We start from the raw sequence: 17,708 nt of genomic DNA on the forward strand, positions 1-17,708 counted from the left end.
ATGAAAAGTTATACCGCTGAAGAGGTTGCTGAGTATTGTAAATGCCATGTTGACACAATTCGCAGCTATATAAAGCAAGGACGCTTAAAGGCAAGTAAACCTGGGCGTGCTTATTGTATTACCCAAGCCGCACTTGACGATTTTATAATCACATTGGAGAATGTTCAGGTGCAGGCATCACTCGAAAGCAGGAGTGAAGAAAAATGCCTAACAATAAAAGCAATAGCGGAATCTACCAACGTAACGGTATCTGGTATATCGATTTTATCGCACCCAGCGGTAAAAGAGTTAGACGGTCTGCTCAAACAAAAGAAAAGCGTGAAGCGGAAGAATTGAGGGATAAACTCAAATATGAAGCATGGCGTATTTCTCAGCTAGGCGAAAAGCCTAAGCGGATTTGGGATGAAGCTGCCTTACGTTGGATTCAAGAAAAATCGCATAAAAAAACCATAGCGGACGATATGGCCAAAATTAACACCCTTACACAGCTGAGAGGTGTTTTTTACATCATATCGACCGCGATTTGATACATAGCATAGTTGCGAAACTACCTTGTAAAAACAGTACCAAAAACCGATACCTTTCGCTAATACGTTCAATTCTCCGTGCTGCCGTCAATAAGTGGGAGTGGTTAGAGAAAGCCCCATATATTGAAGAGTATAAGGAGGATAATGGGCGTATTCGCTGGTTAAAACCTGAAGAGGCTCAACGATTGATAGATGTTGCGAAGCCACGATATTTTGCTGATCTAATCATTTTCAGCTTAAATACCGGACTTCGTCAGGCTAATGTCTTGGGATTGAAGTGGAATCAGGTTGATTTGGAAAGGAAGGTCTGTTGGTTTCATTCTGATGAAATGAAAGCTGGCCAGGCGTTAGGTGTTGCGCTAAACCAAACAGCAGTTTCGGTATTGGAACGTCAAATAGGAAGGCATGAAACTTTTGTTTTTGTGAATAAGCGAGGTAAGCCGATAACGGATATAAATAGCCGATATTGGAAAAGTTCGCTTGAGGAAGCAGGAATAGAAGATTTCACTTGGCATGATTTGCGCCATACTTGGGCAAGCTGGCTTGTTCAGCGTGGTGTTCCGCTAAGGGTACTTCAAGAAATGGGTGGTTGGAAGACACTTGCCATGGTTCAAAGATACTCTCATCTTTCGCCTGAGCATTTACATCAACACGCGCAAGTTCTGCATGACTTAGTCAACCATGTTGATACAGGAAATGTACTATTTGACACAGATAAGGCACAAAGCAAAAAGACAGCTTAAAAAAATAGGCTGCCCTCAATAAGGATTTAAATTCGTAAGTATCAGTAATTAAATGAATTATTGGTGCCCGGAGCCGGAATCGAACCGGCACGACCTGTTTAGGGTCGACGGATTTTAAGTCCGTTGTGTCTACCTATTTCACCACCCGGGCAATAGTTTTATCGGAATAAAACTATTGAAAGTGGAGGCGGGAGTCGGAATCGAACCGGCGTAGACGGATTTGCAATCCGCTGCATAACCACTTTGCTATCCCGCCATAATAAAAAAGTTGCTTTATTTCAAACAACTTTGTTATTTGGAGCGGGAAACGAGTCTCGAACTCGCGACCTCAACCTTGGCAAGGTTGCGCTCTACCAACTGAGCTATTCCCGCATTTAATTAAATTTGAATGGAGCGGGAAACGAGTCTCGAACTCGCGACCTCAACCTTGGCAAGGTTGCGCTCTACCAACTGAGCTATTCCCGCATTTAATTAAATTTGAATGGAGCGGGAAACGAGTCTCGAACTCGCGACCTCAACCTTGGCAAGGTTGCGCTCTACCAACTGAGCTATTCCCGCTCAAATTTAATACTGATTGTTACACGCCGTAACAAGGAAGACGCTATTATTATGGATTTGATTCCAATCGTCAAGCTGTTTGCATCATTTTTTTCAACTTTTTTGCGCCATTTCTTTCCAAACCATTTTCAGGTAATAGAACATCGACCAAATCGTGAGCACGGATGCAATAAACATCAATATGTTACCAATCATGATTAAGTCGAAGCCGTGGAAATTAGGTAAGCCGATGAGCAGCAATAAGATGGCAGCCATTTGCGCGGTGGTTTTTAATTTGCCGATGGTGGCGACGGCCACGCTGTTGCGCCGTCCCATTTGTGCCATCCATTCGCGTAGTGCGGAAATGGTGATTTCGCGACCGATGATGATCATGGCGAAGATAACGTAAGTACGGTCAAGGCTAACGAGCAGCAGTAGGGCGACGGCAACCATGAGTTTGTCGGCAACAGGATCGAGAAATGCGCCGAAGTCGGAAGTTTGTTTCCACAGGCGTGCTAAAAAGCCGTCAAACCAGTCGGTAATAGCAGCCACGGCAAAGATAATGGCGGCTGTCCAGTTGACGGTTTGAGGATCTGCCCAGTTTTCCGGCAGATAAAAAAGTATGGTAAATACCGGAATGAGCAAAACGCGCATCCAGGTGAGAAAAATGGGAATATTCCAAGGCATTGGGGCGACCTTTTCGGTAGGCTGGTGGTTCGCTTGATATCAAGTTGGCTATTATAGCGAATTTCATCGGCTACCGATAATCTCTGAGGGTAAAAATTCCGGCACGAAGCTCTGCGCAGGGTAGGTTAGATGATGCTGAAGTTTCGGTAGTGAGGTAGTAATTGTCGCTGCAATGGGTTGTCTAAAAATGCATGTAAGGCCGTCTGAAAAGCGTGCAGGTGGTGGCTATGGGGATTATGCGGCAAATAGCGTGCGGCATAATAATGGGCGAGTAGGTCGGCCTGTTGTTCCATATTTAAGTCGCTGAAATGTTCGATGCCGTGTGGCGGAGGATAAACATAGGCTTTGCGGCGCACATAGCCGCCGACTGCCATCAGCAATATGCCGGCCCACCATGTTTTGAAACCGAGCTGATGCTGCCAAACATGGGTAAGTTCGTGAATGAGCCACATTTGATAGCTGTGGCCGGCCAGCGCGAAATCAGCAGGGCAGTTTTGGCGTGGGAAGTAAACGTTGCCGTTGGGGGCAATGGCCACATTGATATCGGGTAGATAGGGAATGCCGCGATAGATTTTGACGCGGGCATAATCAATGCCGTCTGAAAAACACGGCGTGCCAATTCGACTTCGTTTGCCGTCAAGCGTCGCCAATGTTTACTCACGCGCTTCCTTTCGTTTGCGCCAATGATATTGGGTGCGCAATCGCCAGCCGACCAATACGGCGACGTAGCCGATTACGGCCAAAATAGAACCCAAAACCGGTACGCCGACTAACAAAGGTTTGCCCGCGCCCAACAGCCAAGTACCAAGCTCGCTGAAAAAATGTGTATCCGACCAGCTTGGAATTCCAGCGAGTCTGCTGCTTCCACACCCAAAATCAGCGAGCCGATTTTATAGGCGGTGTAGTAGAGCGGCATATAGGTAATAGGGTTGGTGTAAAGCGTGCTGAACACGGCCACCGGCAGGTTGGTACGCAAGAAATAGGCAACAATCAGTGCGCTCAGCATTTGGGTGGGGCCGGGCATTAAGCCGCAAAACATCCCGACCGCCACCGATACCGCAGCTTGACGGCGGTTGAGCGTCCAGAAATAGGGTTTGTCAAACAGTGGTGCAAAAGGCTTGCTCCAGCGCGATGAGAAAATCTGCTGGCGGTTGGGAAGTTTTTGGCGTAAACCGTTGGACTTGGGTTGGTTCATGGATGGGTGTTGGAGTGAAACATACGGCGTAATATGGTGGATTGTAGCTGAATTTTAAAGAGAAGGCCGTTTGAAAAAAATAAGCCTCGTTAAAGTTTGCCTAAATTACAGATGTTAAAAGGCCGTCTGAAAAAATTTTCTTTCAGACGGCCTTGAGTTTTACTGACCGTTATCCGTACCGAAGAGTTTATCCATCGGGGTCAGATTAATGGCATTACCTTGGCTGGTGATCCATTTGTTTTCCACGCGCCAGATACCGGCTGTGTCAGCTACACGCACATACCAGTGATTGGTGACAGGTAAAGGTTTGAATACGGCTTCGTATTCCATGCGGTCGGCAGCTCCGTTGCTTTCCACTGCTTTGAGCGTGATGGTCTGGTCTTCCGCTTTTTTGGCCGGATGCATCAATTGCAGTTGAACCGGCTGCTTAGTATCGAAATCGCCACTGACAAATACTTTGGCTTTATCCATATCCGGGCTGATCAATACCTGCGCCTGAATGTGGCGTTTGACTGCTTCTTCATCGCGATGCAATTCAATTCCGATGTGTTTGCCGTCTTTGTAGTAATCGTCGGATACCAAGTCGGTCATGTTTTGCTTGGCAACAAAAAACATGGATACGCTGGCAATCACCACAAAAATCGGGCCGACCATCAGAAACCACGGCCAGAAGTTTTTATACCAAGGTTGGACATTTTTTTTCTGTGGCACATTACTCTCCGATAAAGGTTGCTTCTTCTTCAATCACCACTTTATCCGAATCGGCTTTGCCTGATTCTTGGTAAACGAAGGTAAATTCAATAGGGTGGCTGCCTTTGTCGGCATATTCCGGAATGGTGGAGACTTGCACCGGAATCGTGATGGTTTCACGGGCAGGCAGTTTCAAGCCTTCTTCCGGTAAGCCGGTTAATGTGATTTCTTCGAAGCCTTTGACGCTTGCGGTCAAAACTTGGTCATATTCGCTGTTGTTGATGATGCGCAGATTATACGCATTTTCCAGCCAGCCTTGGTTGTTTTCACGAACCATTACGCCGCGGTCTTTCAAGATATCCACTTCAACCATTTTGCGGGTAGAAATACCGGTGATAAAGGCAATAATCACGACGGCCAATACTGCGCCGTAACCGGCTACGCGTGGGCGCTTCAAGCGTTTCTTGATGTCGGATTCAGGATACTCATGTTCCAATGCGCCTTCAGTGGTGTAACGGATCAGGCCGCGCGGATAGTTCATTTTATCCATGATTTCATCGCAGGCATCAATACAGGCGGCGCAACCGATACATTGGTATTGCAGACCGTCGCGGATGTCGATGCCGACCGGACATACCTGTACGCACATATTACAGTTGATACAGTCACCCAGCGGGGTTTCTTCGCGCGAAACACTTTTCTTACGCGCACCACGCGGCTCACCGCGTTCGTAATCGTAAGAAATAATCAGCGTGTCTTTGTCAAACATGGCGCTTTGGAAGCGGGCGTAAGGGCACATGTGCAGACACACTTTTTCACGCATGATGTGCGCCATGAAGAAGGTCATGAATCCGTAGAAGGCTGCGGCAAACATAGCCCCGCCGCCTGCCGAGCCGTTAAACAAAGCCGGTACAAATTCGCGAATCGGCGTGAACCAACCGGCAAAGGTAATGCCTGTCCAAGCGCAGAACAGGAAAATTAGCAGATATTTAGTCGTTTTAATACGGATTTTGGTGAAATTCCACGGCGATTTGTCCAGCTTCAGGCGTTTGTTGCGGTCGCCTTCGACTGAGTTGTCAATCCACAGCATAATTTCGGTATAAACTGTTTGTGGGCAAGAATAACCGCACCACAAGCGGCCGGCGATGGTTGTCCACCAAAACAGGCCGAAGGCGCAAATTATCAGCAATAATGCCAGGTAAATCAAGTCGCCCATGCCCAGAGACAAGCCGAAGATATAGAAATGGCGCTCGGGAATGTTAAACAATACCGCTTGGCGGTCAGACCAGTTAAACCATGGAATGATGTAAAATACGAATTGCGTGGCCAATACTGCGGCAATACGCAGTTTGGCAAAGCGGCCTTCGGCTTTTTTCGGGTGAATACGTTCGCCCACCGGATGAATTTGAATCGCAGCCGATTTCGGTTTGGCAGGTGTCGGCGGCGCTGATTTTTCCGTTTTGGCTTGCGCTTGGCTGTATTGTTTAGGCTCGGCTTGCGGCTCGTTCACATGATGTTCGGCGGCCGGGGTTGGTTTTTCTTCGGCAGACATAGCTTGTTCCTTAATAAATATTAATATAATATTTTTTGATCATGGTGGTGTGTTTTGCAATCCATTTCAGACGGCCTAGGCAATCTGAAAAATGTTTGCAGCGGGAACTTTGTAATCATAACATTTTCTACTGCTCCTGCCGACCAAACTGCTTGCTGATATTTAGAAATTCATCTAATGTTTTTTGAACTGATACAAAAAATGTTTTTTGAACTGATACAAAAAAAGATTTGTATGAATCAATTGAAGCCTAAAGGCAATACCGCTGCCAATATTGCTCAATCCATTGAACAGCTTATCCGCCGCAAAGTGTGGTCTGAAGGCTACCGTTTGCCGACGGTGCGCAGTTTAGCTGATAGGTGTTAATCCCAATACGGTATCAGCCGCTTATAAACAATTGCGTGAAGCCGGCATCATCCATACCGATGGCAGCTGCGGCAGTTTTGTACCGCATAAAACTGAAATTCTTCACAGCGAAACCGCTGTTCCGCGGGGTTTGGTCGATTTGGCTTCGGGCAATGTCGATCGCCGCTTGTTGCCGCTGACGCCGGAATTGTTCGATCATTACAGCTTGAATGCCGATATGGGTAATTATGGCGACCATCCTGAATTGATGAAATTTTTAAAAAAATGGTTGGCCGAATATATCGGCATTGAGAGCGAATTGATGTTGCTTTCTAGCAGCTTGGATATTATCGAGCGTATTCTCATGCAACGCTGCATCAGCGGCAGTAAAGTCTTGATTGGAGATCCATGCTGGCCGCCGCTGCCTGCGTTGTTGGCTACTTTACGGTTAGAAGCCGTGTCTTTACGGATGGATGATGAGAGGGCGGTGATACCTGAGCCATTGATCAATGATTTTTCTGTGGTGATTCTCACGCCGCGGGCGCATAGCCCGACCGGTATTAATTACAGCCGCGCGCGTTGGCAGCAATGGCAGGCATTTTTGAATCAGCGTGCTGCCTTGCTGATTGTCGATGACCATTGGGCGGCTTTAAGCCAGCAGCCTTTTCACGGCATGCAAGGTTTTGAAGGTGAATGGATATACACCACGTCTACCAGCAAATTTCTGGGCACCGATGCACGCATAGCGATTGCGGCCGGCAACAGCAATATCCTGCATGCCATGAAAAAGCGTTTCACCTTGGGGTCGCGTTGGATCAGCAAAATCCTGCAACATTTGACTTGGCAACTGTGGCGGCAGCTGGAAGGGGAGGCTATGTATAAAATTTCAGAAAACTATCGCATCCGCCGTTAAACCTTGTTTGCATGTTTGAATCAACACGGCATTTTTCTCTTGGGCAAAAATGGTGAAGGTTTCCATATTTGGCTGCCGGTGGTCAATGAAGTGCAGGTGATTCAGTTTTTGGCAGCAAAGGGCTGGGCGGTGCAAAGTTGTGCAGCATTTCACTTTGGTAAAAGCGGTTCGGTGCGCATTAGTTCAGCAATCTCGATTTGGCGGATTGCGCACGTTTGGCCGACGATATTGCCTCTACACTCAATGCAGACCGTAAAACCATATATTGAGTGTAGAGGCCGTCTGAAAATTTTCTGCATGGTTTTCAGACGGCCTTTGGTTTTGTCGCAATACTGTGCTTGAAAGCCCTGGAAAATAAAGCGATAATTCAAACCGTTTCCCCACATTCACATCTTTAAAAGAAAGAAGGTACTGATGTCACAACTGGCAAACGCAATCCGCTTCCTTTCCGCAGACGCGGTACAAAAAGCCAACTCCGGCCATCCGGGTGCGCCGATGGGCATGGCTGAAATGGCCGAAGTTTTGTGGACGCAATATCTCAACCACAATCCCGCCAATCCGAAATTCTACAACCGTGACCGCTTTGTGTTGTCTAACGGTCACGCGTCGATGATTTTATACAGCCTGTTGCACCTGACCGGTTACGATGTTTCTATTGAAGATTTGAAAAACTTCCGCCAGCTTCACAGTAAAACCCCCGGTCACCCGGAATACGGCTACACCGATGGTGTGGAAACCACTACCGGTCCGTTGGGTCAAGGTATTGCCAATGCAGTCGGCATGGCTTTGGCGGAGAAAATCTTGGCATCCGAGTTTAATAAAGACGGTTTGGAGATCGTCGATCACTACACCTACGTGTTCTTGGGCGACGGCTGCTTGATGGAAGGCGTATCTCACGAAGCCTGCTCTTTGGCCGGTACTTTGGGCTTGGGCAAATTGATTGTTTTGTATGATGACAACAATATCTCCATCGACGGTAAAGTAGACGGCTGGTTTACCGAAGATATTCCGCAACGTTTTGCAAGCTACGGCTGGCATGTTGTCCCGAATGTCAACGGTCACGATACCGCTGCGATTCAGACGGCCATTGACGCTGCACGCGCTCAAACAGATAAGCCTTCTATCATCTGCTGCAAAACCTTAATCGGTAAAGGTGCCGCAACCAAAGAAGGCAGCCACAAAACCCACGGTGCACCATTGGGCGCAGAAGAAATCGAAGCCACGCGCAAACATTTGGGCTGGGCGTATGCCGCGTTTGAAGTGCCGCAAGAAATTTATGAAGGTTGGGATGCCAAAGAAAAAGGCGCCCAATTGGAGAACGAATGGAACAAACTGTTTGCTGAATACCAAAGCCGCTTCCCTGAAGAAGCTGCCGAATTCGTACGCCGCATGGAAAAAGAATTGCCGAAAGACTTCAACGCTTATGTTCAGACAGCCTTGAAAGAAGTGTGCGACAAAGCCGAAACCATCGCTACCCGCAAAGCCAGCCAAAACAGCATCGAAACTTTGGCCAAAGTATTGCCGGAATTTGTTGGTGGCTCGGCAGATTTGACTCCTTCTAACCTGACCGACTGGTCACACAGCAAAGCCGTTACTGCTCAAAACGGGGGCAATTATGTGCATTACGGCGTACGCGAGTTCGGCATGGCCGCCATCATGAACGGTATGGCACTGCACGGCGGCGTGAAACCTTTCGGCGCCACCTTCCTGATGTTCAGTGAATATCAACGCAACGCCTTGCGCATGGCGGCACTGATGAAAATCAACCCGGTTTTCGTGTTTACCCACGATTCCATCGGTTTGGGCGAAGACGGCCCGACACACCAACCGGTCGAGCAAACTGCCACCTTGCGCCTGATTCCGAACATGGACGTATGGCGCCCTTGCGACACCGCCGAATCGCTGGTGGCATGGGCAGAAGCAGTCAAAGCTGCCGATCACCCGAGCAGCCTGATTTTCAGCCGTCAAAACTTGAAGTTCCTGCAACGCAGCGATGAACAATTGAACAACATCCAACGCGGCGGCTATGTGATCAGCGAAGCACAAGGCGAGGCTAAAGCTGTGATCATCTCCACCGGTTCGGAAGTCGAATTGGCCTTGAATGCGCAAGCTGCTTTGGCTGAAGAAGGTATCGCCGTGCGCGTAGTGTCTATGCCGTCAACCAACGTGTTCGACCGCCAAGACGCCGCTTACCAAGCCGGCGTATTGCCGGCCAATCTGCCGCGCGTCGCAGTAGAAGCAGGCGTGACCGATGGTTGGTACAAATATGTCGGCTTAAACGGTAAAGTAGTCGGCCTCGACCGCTTCGGTGAATCAGCTCCGGCAAAATTGCTGTTTAAAGAGTTTGGCTTCACCACAGACAATGTGGTTGCAACCGTAAAATCTGTTTTGTCAGTAAAATAAGTTTGAACAAAGGCCGTCTGAAATATTTCAGACGGCCTTTTTATTGGGGTGAACCCGCAACATTAAAATAAGCTTTTTTGTGCTTGATTGAGATAATTCAATAAGGGTTTGGGTAAACCATAAGCGGCCAAATCTTCTTGTGCGACCCACAGGCCGTCTGAAATCTTTTCAGACGGCCTTTCGTCTGTGGTAAACGGGGTAATCATCAAAAGACGATGGGTCAGGCGGTGTGTGAACGCGGCTTCTTCATTGAGGCTGTCTAAATCGAGATTTAGGGCTTCTTGGGTGTATTGGTATAAGCCTGTTAAGTGTTCAAAACACGGCACACAATACAGGCCGCCCCAAATGCCTTTGGTCGGGCGTTTATGCAGTAGGATTTGATTATCCTGGTTGCGTACGATCAGCCAATACAAAGACAGGGTGTGTACCTCGACTGCTGCTTTTTTTCGCGGCAATTCAGTAATGCGGTTTTGCTTTTTAGCTTGGCAAATGTCGTTCATCGGGCATTCGTGGCAAAGTGGTTTGGTGCGTTTGCACACGGTTGCACCCAAATCCATCAAGCCTTGGATATAAGCGGGCATATCGTTGTTTTTAGGCGGCAACAGGCTTTCGGCAAGCTGCCAGAGCTGATTTTCAAATTTCTTGTTTTGCAGATTGCCGTCAAGTGCATATACGCGGCACAACACACGTTTGACGTTGCCGTCTAATATGGTTTCACGCTGATTGAATGCAAAGGCGGAAATGGCGGCGGCAGTACTGCGACCGACGCCGCATAGGGTTTCCAATTCGATTCGCGTTTGCGGAAATTCGCCGCCGAATTGTTTTACCACTTGCTGGGCAGCTTTGTGCAAATTACGTGCGCGGCTATAATAGCCTAAGCCTGCCCATAGTGATAAAACCTCATCTTCGGCAGCATTGGCCAAGCTTTCAACATCAGGAAAGCGGTTCAGAAAGCGTGGATAATAATCCAATACGGTGGCCACTTGCGTTTGCTGGAGCATGATTTCCGACAACCAAACGGTGTAGGGGTTTTGGGTCTGCCAAGGTAGATGATGGCGGCCGTGTTGGCGTTGCCATTGAATAAGGCGGTCTGAAAAAGTAGGGGTTGGGGCATGGCTTCAGATTAAATCAGGAGGGTTTGCGTTGTATCAAAAATAGTTTAAAAACAGGGTGATATATTATAACATTTGGCAAAACTGAAATTGACTTTCATCAGTAGTAGGACTATAAATAAGGTATACTGTAATGTGAAGTTTCATCTTTTTTCGTTTCATCAAACAATAAAAGGAGCTGTACTATGAAAGCTATGGTGTACCACGGAGCGAACGATATCCGTTTTGAAGAAAAGCCGCGCCCTGAAATTATCGACCCGACCGATGCGGTAGTAAAAATCGTTAAAACCACAATTTGTGGTACTGACTTAGGCATTTGGAAAGGTAAAAATCCGGAAGTTGCCGATGGCCGCATTCTCGGTCATGAAGGTGTAGGTATTGTAGAGGAAGTAGGTTCGGCTGTAAAAAATATCAAGGCAGGCGACAAGGTTATCATTTCTTGCGTAAGCAAATGTTGTACTTGCGACAACTGTAAAAAACAACTCTATTCACACTGTCGTAATGGTGGCTGGATTTTGGGCTACATGATTGACGGCACACAAGCCCAATACGTGCGCACGCCTTATGCCGACAACAGCTTGATTCCGTTGCCTGATTCGGTAAATGATGAAGTGGCTTTGTTGTTGAGTGACGCCCTGCCGACCGCACATGAAATCGGTGTGCAATATGGCGATGTAAAGCCGGGTGATACCGTATTTATCGCCGGTGCCGGTCCTGTGGGTATGTCGGCTTTGTTGACCGCACAGCTTTACAGTCCTGCAGTATTGATTGTTTGCGACATGGACGAAAACCGTCTGAAAATGGCAAAAGAGTTGGGGGCGACCCATTTAATTAATCCAAGCTCTGGTAATGTGGAAAAACAAGTATTCGATATTGTTGGTAAGGACGGCGTAGACTGCGCGATTGAAGCAGTCGGCATTCCGGCTACTTGGGACATGTGTCAAGAAATCGTGAAACCGGGCGGCCATATCGCGGTAGTTGGTGTACACGGTCAGCCGGTTGATTTCAAACTGGAAAAACTGTGGATCAAAAACCTTGCCATTACCACCGGTTTGGTGAACACCAATACCACCGAAATGCTGCTGAAAGCGATTTCGACCAGCTCGGTAGATTATACCAAAATGATTACCCATCGCTTTAAATTCAGTGAATTGGAAGAAGCGTATCATGTGTTCAAACATGCATCTGAAAATCAAGCCATGAAAGTGGTGTTGATTGCGGATTAATTAGTCAGGATGTGATTTACATCACGCTACTGTTTGGAAGAAGCCGTCTGAAACATATGTTTCAGATGGCTTTGTGATTTTATGCTTTAAGCTCCCGCTACTGATTGATTAATGACAATTAAACTAAAAGGCCGTCTGAAAGCAAATACTTTCAGACGGCCTTTGATGGTTTAGCCTACGCTAATTATACATTCACTTTTTCGGCAACTTCGTTGTAGGTGGCGATTTCGTTGAAGTTCATATAGCGGTAGATTTGATCACCGTTTTCATCGATGATACCGATGTTGGCTTGGTATTCTTCGATGGTTGGGATTTTACCCAGTTTAGAGCAAATCGCGGCTAATTCTGCCGAACCTAAGAACACGTTGGTATTTTTACCTAAGCGGTTCGGGAAGTTACGGGTTGAAGTCGACATTACAGTCGCGCCTTCGCGCACCTGTGCTTGGTTACCCATACACAATGAGCAGCCCGGCATTTCCATGCGTGCGCCGGCACGGCCCAATACACCATAGTGACCTTCGTCGGACAGTTGTTTTGCATCCATTTTGGTCGGTGGCGCAATCCACAGGCGAACCGAAGTATCGGTTTTGCCTTCGAGCAATTTAGAAGCCGCACGGAAGTGGCCGATGTTGGTCATACAAGAACCGATGAACACTTCGTCAATCACAGTGCCTGATTTTTCAGACATGAAGCATACGTCGTCCGGATCGTTCGGGCAGGCGATGATTGGCTCTTTGATGTCGTCCATGTTAATTTCGAGAACCGCCGCATATTCGGCATCGGCATCGCCTTCCAACAATTGCGGATCAGCCAACCAAGCTTCCATGGCTTTAATGCGGCGTTCCAAAGTGCGGGCATCTTTATAACCATCTGCGATCATGTTTTTCATCAACACGATGTTAGAAGTCATGTATTCGATGATCGGCTCTTTGTTCAGCTTCACGGTACAACCGGCTGCGGAACGCTCTGCAGAAGCGTCAGACAATTCAAATGCCTGTTCAACTTTCAAATCGGGCAAACCTTCGATTTCCAAGATGCGGCCGGAGAAGATGTTTTTCTTGCCGGCTTTGGCAACCGTAAGCAAACCGTTTTTAATGGCATACAATGGAATCGAGTTCACCAAATCGCGCAAGGTCACGCCCGGTTGCAATTTGCCGCTAAAGCGTACCAATACAGACTCAGGCATATCCAAAGGCATAACGCCGGTTGCCGCGGCAAAGGCTACCAAGCCAGAACCGGCAGGGAATGAAATGCCGATTGGGAAACGGGTGTGTGAGTCGCCACCGGTGCCGACTGTATCCGGCAACAGCAAACGGTTTAACCATGAGTGAATCACACCGTCACCCGGGCGTAGCGATACGCCGCCACGAGTAGAGATAAATTCAGGCAATTCTTTGTGGGTACGTACGTCAACCGGTTTCGGATAAGCTGCGGTGTGACAGAACGACTGCATAACCATATCGGCAGAGAAACCCAAGCAAGCCAAGTCTTTCAACTCGTCGCGGGTCATCGGGCCGGTGGTGTCTTGTGAACCGACAGTCGTCATGCGTGGTTCGCAGTAAGTACCCGGGCGAACACCTTGACCTTCAGGTAAGCCACATGCGCGACCAACCATTTTTTGCGCCAATGAGAAACCAGCTTTGGTTTCAGCAGGTGCTTGCGGCAAGCGGAATTTATCAGAAGCAGGCAGACCCAAAGCTTCGCGCGCTTTGGCAGTCAAACCACGGCCAATAATCAGGTTAATACGACCACCGGCTTGCACTTCATCCAACAATACTTGAGATTTCAACACAAATTCTGCAACAGTTTCGCCGTTTTTCACGATTTTGCCTTCGTATGGCAAGATGTCGACAACGTCACCCATTTGCAGAGCTGATACGTCTACTTCGATTGGTAATGCGCCAGAGTCTTCTTGGGTATTGAAGAAAATCGGGGCAATTTTACCGCCTAAACATACGCCACCGAAGCGTTTGTTCGGTACGAAAGGAATATCTTCACCAGTGTGCCAGATTACAGAATTGGTCGCTGATTTACGCGAAGAACCGGTACCCACTACATCGCCAACGTAAGCGACAGGGTGGCCTTTGGCTTTCAATTCTTCCAATAATTTGATTGGACCCACTTCGCCCGGTTTATCAGGGTTGATACCGTCGCGCGGGTTTTTCAGCATAGCCAAGGCATGCAGAGGAATGTCGGGACGGCTCCATGCATCAGGTGCGGGAGACAAGTCGTCAGTGTTGGTTTCGCCGTCAACTTTGAATACGGTTACCGTAATTTTTTCAGGAACAGCTTCGCGAGAAGTAAACCATTCGCATCAGCCCATGATTGCAACACTTCTTTAGCATGAACATTGCCTTTTCCGGCTTTTTCTTGTACATCGTGGAATGAATCGAACATCAACAATGTGTGTTTCAAACCTTTGGCAGCGATAGGTGCCAATTGGTCATTGTCGAGTAATTCGATTAACGGATGGATGTTGTAACCGCCGAGCATGGTGCCGAGCAATTCGGTGGCGTATTCTGCAGAAATCAATGGGCTGGAAGCGCTTCCTTCGGCAACGGCAGCCAAGAAAGAGGCTTTCACTTTGGCGGCATCATCTACGCCCGGCGGAACACGGTTAACCAACAGGTCAACTAAGAATTCACCTTCGCCTTCAGGCGGGTTTTTCAACAGCTCGATCAAGTCGGCAGTTTGCTGTGCATCGAGAGGGAGGGGAGGAATACCAAGGGTGGCGCGCTCAGCAGCGGCTTTGCGATAGGCTTCTAACATCTCTTTGTTCCTTTATGGTGTTTTTCTTCTGAGGGATTGCGAAAGTTTGCGTTAAAGATTGTGAACAATCCTTCTTTATCATCATAGACTAATTTTAAAGAAATGAAAATACTCTTGTTGTAAGATGTAATAAAGATTTTTTCTCATATTAAGAATTAGGCCGTCTGAAAATATCTGAGCGTAAAGCGATACTTTAAACAACAGATTTTTCAGACGGCCTGTTTACGCAATGATTTGATATTGCAAATTATTTGAGACCTTTGCAAAATCCCTATCTTTGGCACATTTCTTCATTATACGCTGCTCGAAAGCTTGCCTATCTTGATGATATCTCTTCGTCCTCTGTGCTGCGACAACTTTGAACTGCACTCAAATCTAGGGTTTTGCAAAGCTCTTTATTTGGTATTTTTGCGCGTTTTTTTCGCGGCTGCGTTAAGCTCTTTGTATTCGCTGCCGTCAGCCAGCAGCAATATTGGGTCTTCGCCTTTGTCAATGACATTTTGATTGATAACGACTTTTTTCACGTCTTTCAAGTCCGGCAATTGATACATGGTGTCGAGCAGGCAGCGTTCGACAATCGAGCGTAAGCCACGCGCACCGGTTTTGCGCTCCATCGCTTGCTTGGCAATACTGCGCAAGGCATTTTCTTCGATTTCCAATTCGACATTTTCCATGCCGAATAAGATTTGATATTGCTTAACCAAGGCGTTTTTCGGCTTTGTTAGGATGTTAATCAGGGCATCTTCGTCCAGTTCGGCCAAGGTGGCGATCACCGGCAAACGGCCGATTAATTCAGGAATCAGGCCGAATTTGATTAAGTCTTCCGGTTCGACGGTTTCGAACAATTCGGAAATATTGATGTTTTCGTCTTTGCTGTGTACCGCTGCACCAAAGCCGATGCCGCCTTTTTCCGTACGTTGGCGGATGACTTTTTCTAGTCCGGCAAACGCGCCGCCACAAATAAACAGGATGTTGGTGGTATCGACGTTGATGAATTCCTGATTCGGATGTTTGCGGCCGCCTTGTGGCGGAACGCTGGCAACCGTGCCTTCAATCAGTTTCAGCAAAGCTTGTTGCACACCTTCTCCCGATACGTCTCGAGTAATGGACGGGTTGTCGCTCTTGCGGGAAATTTTGTCGATTTCATCAATGTACACAATCCCGCGTTGTGCTTTTTCGACATCGAAATCGCATTTGCTCAATAGCTTGGTAATGATTTGCTCCACGTCTTCACCGACATAGCCGGCTTCGGTTAGGGTGGTGGCATCGGCCATTACAAAAGGCACGTCTAATTTGCGCGCCAAGGATTGCGCCAACAAGGTTTTACCGGAACCGGTCGGGCCGATCAGCAAAATATTGGATTTGGATAATTCAACATTGCCGTTGGCTTTGGGGTGGCGTAAGCGTTTGTAATGGTTGTAAACAGCAACCGCCAAGGCTTTTTTGGCGTGCTCTTGGCTGATAACGTGGTCGTTAAGGTTGGCCACGATTTCGGCAGGAGTCGGCAGCGCACTGTTTTCGGTAGTTTTGATGTCGCTTGATTCGGCTGGTGCGCCGCTATCGGAGTCTTGCAGCATAACACCGCAGGTTTCAACACATTCGTTACAAATAAAAGCGTGCTCGCCTTCAATCAAATTTTTGACTTCGTGTTCTGACTTGCCGCAGAACGAGCATGAGCGTTTTTCTTCAGACATAATTTATTCTTTAAGATATTAATATGAAAGCCGCGAAGAAATCTTTCCGGCATGATTTCTTAGTAAAGCGGTTAAGTATAATAAGTATCGCTGGGTTTATCAAATTTGCCGGTGAGTTGTTGCGAAAATTTCCACATCGCATTAAATTTAAGGAAAGCTTGCAAACAAACGCAAAAATTCAATGAGTTGCTTTACATTTTTTTTAAAATTGCCGAAAATGTTGGAATATATTGATTGAAATGTTGAACAAATCTGTGAAAGATACCGCTATGTCAGTAAAAAAATGGTGTAACAAATTAAGTGCGGCCTGCTTGGGCGTGGCACTCGCGGCAAGTGTATTTCCGGCTGCCGCCGATGATATGGACGTATTGGGCCAGTTTTTAGAACAGAATTTCCCAACCCAGCAAGACCCGTTGGGCGCATTTGCCGAAACGCAAGCCGGTAAGGTGGAAGCCCAAGCCATGATGGCAGGGCCTTTGCTTTTGTCGCAATCTGCGCTGATTCTGAATAACCGCACGGGCGAAGTGTTGTATCAGAAAAACGCCAATCGTGTGATGCCGATTGCGTCGATTTCCAAATTGATGAGTGCGATGGTGATTTTGGATGCCAAGTTGGATATGAACCAAATGGTTGAAATTACACCGGCTGAAATTGACCGTTTGAAAGGCACCGGCAGCCGTTTGGGTATAGGTACTACCTTAACCCGCAGCGAATTGCTGCATTTGAGCCTGATGAGCAGCGAAAACCGTGCGACACATGCTCTGGGGCGCACTTATCCGGGCGGTATGAGCGCGTTTGTCGCAGCGATGAATGCCAAGGCACAAAGCTTGGGTATGTACAACAGTCGTTTCTATGAGCCGACCGGTTTGGATTTCCGTAATGTCTCTACGGCACATGATTTGAGCCGTTTGGTTGCGGCAGCGAGTAAATATCCGTCGATTCGTTCAAATTCAACGTCTAATTATGGCTCGGTTTATACCGTTCGCGGTCGTCAAAGCTATAAAAATTCCAATGCCTTGGTTCGAGAAGGCTCATGGAATATCGAATTACAGAAAACCGGTTACACCCGTGAGGCAGGCCGTTCAATGGTGGTAAAAGCCAATGTGCAAAATCAGCCGGTCACCATCGTATTGCTGAATTCACCAAGCTCGCTGACACGAGTAAACGACGCGCGCAGTATCCAATCCTGGATGTTGCAAACCCGTTCGTAATGATTTGGTTAAAAAAGGCCGTCTGAAGATCATCGGAAAGATACAAGGTTTCAGACGGCCTTTTTACGTATATTTTACGTATAAAAGCATTTGAAACCACCTTT

15 protein-coding genes, 5 tRNA genes and 3 pseudogenes are annotated in these 17,708 nt (G+C 47.5%); 9 read left to right on the top strand and 14 right to left on the bottom strand.

Features of this window, described 5'->3' with window-relative positions; all coding sequences use genetic code 11:
* The 3 genes and pseudogenes from CGZ65_RS14580 to CGZ65_RS13770 form a co-directional block, all read left to right on the top strand.
* Positions 1-135: pseudogene (locus tag CGZ65_RS14580) on the top strand (helix-turn-helix domain-containing protein); the annotation flags it as partial.
* A gap of 68 nt (positions 136-203) precedes the next feature.
* A complete protein-coding gene (locus tag CGZ65_RS13765) occupies positions 204-527 on the top strand; it encodes a hypothetical protein (RefSeq protein ID WP_232507618.1) in 324 nt (107 codons plus the stop codon).
* A 185-nt stretch (positions 528-712) separates the two neighbouring features.
* The gene (locus CGZ65_RS13770) at positions 713-1,270 is read left to right on the top strand and encodes a site-specific integrase (protein ID WP_232507513.1); all 558 of its coding nucleotides are present in this window, start codon (positions 713-715) and stop codon (positions 1,268-1,270) included.
* 61 nt (positions 1,271-1,331) lie between these two features.
* Here the strand turns inward: CGZ65_RS13770 and CGZ65_RS03670 are convergent.
* From CGZ65_RS03670 to ccoG, 11 genes are all read right to left on the bottom strand, one after another.
* Positions 1,332-1,421: transfer RNA gene (locus CGZ65_RS03670), tRNA-Leu, on the bottom strand.
* A 31-nt stretch (positions 1,422-1,452) separates the two neighbouring features.
* Positions 1,453-1,526: transfer RNA gene (locus CGZ65_RS03675), tRNA-Cys, on the bottom strand.
* A gap of 40 nt (positions 1,527-1,566) precedes the next feature.
* Positions 1,567-1,642, bottom strand: a tRNA-Gly gene (locus tag CGZ65_RS03680).
* Positions 1,643-1,659: 17 nt separating this feature from the next.
* A tRNA-Gly gene (locus tag CGZ65_RS03685) sits at positions 1,660-1,735 on the bottom strand.
* 17 nt (positions 1,736-1,752) lie between these two features.
* Positions 1,753-1,828, bottom strand: a tRNA-Gly gene (locus CGZ65_RS03690).
* A gap of 93 nt (positions 1,829-1,921) precedes the next feature.
* Positions 1,922-2,494 (bottom strand): CDP-diacylglycerol--glycerol-3-phosphate 3-phosphatidyltransferase, encoded by a 573-nt coding sequence (pgsA, locus tag CGZ65_RS03695; RefSeq protein ID WP_096294867.1) that lies wholly within the window; start codon positions 2,492-2,494, stop codon positions 1,922-1,924.
* 125 nt (positions 2,495-2,619) lie between these two features.
* Positions 2,620-3,144 carry a type IV secretion protein Rhs gene (locus CGZ65_RS03700; RefSeq protein ID WP_232507514.1) on the bottom strand — a complete coding sequence of 175 codons (525 nt, stop codon included), beginning with the start codon at positions 3,142-3,144 and terminating at the stop codon, positions 2,620-2,622.
* A 3-nt stretch (positions 3,145-3,147) separates the two neighbouring features.
* Positions 3,148-3,270 carry a DUF2062 domain-containing protein gene (locus CGZ65_RS13775; protein WP_232507515.1) on the bottom strand — a complete coding sequence of 41 codons (123 nt, stop codon included), beginning with the start codon at positions 3,268-3,270 and terminating at the stop codon, positions 3,148-3,150.
* Positions 3,264-3,689 (bottom strand): DUF2062 domain-containing protein, encoded by a 426-nt coding sequence (locus CGZ65_RS03705; protein ID WP_232507516.1) that lies wholly within the window; start codon positions 3,687-3,689, stop codon positions 3,264-3,266. Before CGZ65_RS03705 ends, CGZ65_RS13775 begins: the two co-directional genes overlap by 7 nt.
* 159 nt (positions 3,690-3,848) lie before the next feature.
* Positions 3,849-4,400: a FixH family protein gene (locus CGZ65_RS03710; protein WP_096294868.1), complete on the bottom strand. Its 552-nt coding sequence runs from the start codon at positions 4,398-4,400 to the stop codon at positions 3,849-3,851.
* Position 4,401: 1 nt separating this feature from the next.
* Positions 4,402-5,931 carry a cytochrome c oxidase accessory protein CcoG gene (gene ccoG / locus CGZ65_RS03715; protein WP_096294869.1) on the bottom strand — a complete coding sequence of 510 codons (1,530 nt, stop codon included), beginning with the start codon at positions 5,929-5,931 and terminating at the stop codon, positions 4,402-4,404.
* Positions 5,932-6,165: 234 nt separating this feature from the next.
* Between ccoG and CGZ65_RS13780 the strand changes: the two genes are divergently transcribed.
* The 4 genes from CGZ65_RS13780 to tkt all read left to right on the top strand — a co-directional run bounded on the left by CGZ65_RS13780 (position 6,166) and on the right by tkt (position 9,592).
* Positions 6,166-6,297, top strand: coding sequence for a GntR family transcriptional regulator (locus CGZ65_RS13780; RefSeq protein ID WP_232507517.1), 132 nt, complete (start codon positions 6,166-6,168; stop codon positions 6,295-6,297).
* 31 nt (positions 6,298-6,328) lie between these two features.
* The gene (locus CGZ65_RS03720; protein WP_232507518.1) at positions 6,329-7,189 is read left to right on the top strand and encodes an aminotransferase class I/II-fold pyridoxal phosphate-dependent enzyme; all 861 of its coding nucleotides are present in this window, start codon (positions 6,329-6,331) and stop codon (positions 7,187-7,189) included.
* A gap of 39 nt (positions 7,190-7,228) precedes the next feature.
* Positions 7,229-7,531, top strand: a complete 303-nt coding sequence (locus CGZ65_RS13785) for a hypothetical protein (RefSeq protein ID WP_232507519.1) — start codon at positions 7,229-7,231, stop codon at positions 7,529-7,531.
* Between the two features lie 72 nt (positions 7,532-7,603).
* The gene (gene tkt, locus CGZ65_RS03725) at positions 7,604-9,592 is read left to right on the top strand and encodes a transketolase (RefSeq protein WP_096294870.1); all 1,989 of its coding nucleotides are present in this window, start codon (positions 7,604-7,606) and stop codon (positions 9,590-9,592) included.
* A 62-nt stretch (positions 9,593-9,654) separates the two neighbouring features.
* On the opposite strand, the pseudogene mutY reads toward tkt, so the two are convergent.
* A pseudogene (gene mutY, locus CGZ65_RS03730) lies at positions 9,655-10,707 on the bottom strand (A/G-specific adenine glycosylase); the annotation flags it as partial.
* A gap of 182 nt (positions 10,708-10,889) precedes the next feature.
* On the opposite strand from mutY, the gene CGZ65_RS03735 reads away from it, so the two are divergent.
* Complete coding sequence (locus CGZ65_RS03735) at positions 10,890-11,930, top strand: zinc-dependent alcohol dehydrogenase family protein (RefSeq protein ID WP_096294872.1); 1,041 nt, start codon at positions 10,890-10,892, stop codon at positions 11,928-11,930.
* 184 nt (positions 11,931-12,114) lie between these two features.
* Here CGZ65_RS03735 and acnB read toward each other — a convergent pair.
* Positions 12,115-14,699 (bottom strand): annotated as a pseudogene (acnB, locus tag CGZ65_RS03740) (bifunctional aconitate hydratase 2/2-methylisocitrate dehydratase).
* Between the two features lie 395 nt (positions 14,700-15,094).
* Entirely contained in the window at positions 15,095-16,393 is a 1,299-nt protein-coding gene (gene clpX, locus CGZ65_RS03745) for an ATP-dependent Clp protease ATP-binding subunit ClpX (protein ID WP_096294873.1), read from the bottom strand.
* Between the two features lie 269 nt (positions 16,394-16,662).
* Here clpX and CGZ65_RS03750 point away from each other — a divergent pair, with 269 nt between their 5' ends.
* Positions 16,663-17,604: a serine hydrolase gene (locus CGZ65_RS03750; protein ID WP_096296085.1), complete on the top strand. Its 942-nt coding sequence runs from the start codon at positions 16,663-16,665 to the stop codon at positions 17,602-17,604.
* Positions 17,605-17,708 lie beyond the last annotated feature (104 nt).

It is taken from the genome of Neisseria weixii (assembly GCF_002327085.1).
Classification (GTDB): Bacteria; Pseudomonadota; Gammaproteobacteria; order Burkholderiales; family Neisseriaceae; genus Neisseria; species Neisseria weixii.

What these genes read in the sequence shown, in the direction of transcription:
- CGZ65_RS13765 (WP_232507618.1), top strand. Translation starts at nt 204, where the DNA reads ATGCCTAACAATAAAAGCAATAGCGGAATCTACCAACGTAACGGTATC.
- pgsA (WP_096294867.1), bottom strand. Translation starts at nt 2,494, where the DNA reads ATGCCTTGGAATATTCCCATTTTTCTCACCTGGATGCGCGTTTTGCTC.
- CGZ65_RS03705 (WP_232507516.1), bottom strand. Translation starts at nt 3,689, where the DNA reads ATGAACCAACCCAAGTCCAACGGTTTACGCCAAAAACTTCCCAACCGC.
- ccoG (WP_096294869.1), bottom strand. Translation starts at nt 5,931, where the DNA reads ATGTCTGCCGAAGAAAAACCAACCCCGGCCGCCGAACATCATGTGAAC.
- CGZ65_RS13780 (WP_232507517.1), top strand. Translation starts at nt 6,166, where the DNA reads ATGAATCAATTGAAGCCTAAAGGCAATACCGCTGCCAATATTGCTCAA.
- tkt (WP_096294870.1), top strand. Translation starts at nt 7,604, where the DNA reads ATGTCACAACTGGCAAACGCAATCCGCTTCCTTTCCGCAGACGCGGTA.
- CGZ65_RS03735 (WP_096294872.1), top strand. Translation starts at nt 10,890, where the DNA reads ATGAAAGCTATGGTGTACCACGGAGCGAACGATATCCGTTTTGAAGAA.
- clpX (WP_096294873.1), bottom strand. Translation starts at nt 16,393, where the DNA reads ATGTCTGAAGAAAAACGCTCATGCTCGTTCTGCGGCAAGTCAGAACAC.
- CGZ65_RS03750 (WP_096296085.1), top strand. Translation starts at nt 16,663, where the DNA reads ATGTCAGTAAAAAAATGGTGTAACAAATTAAGTGCGGCCTGCTTGGGC.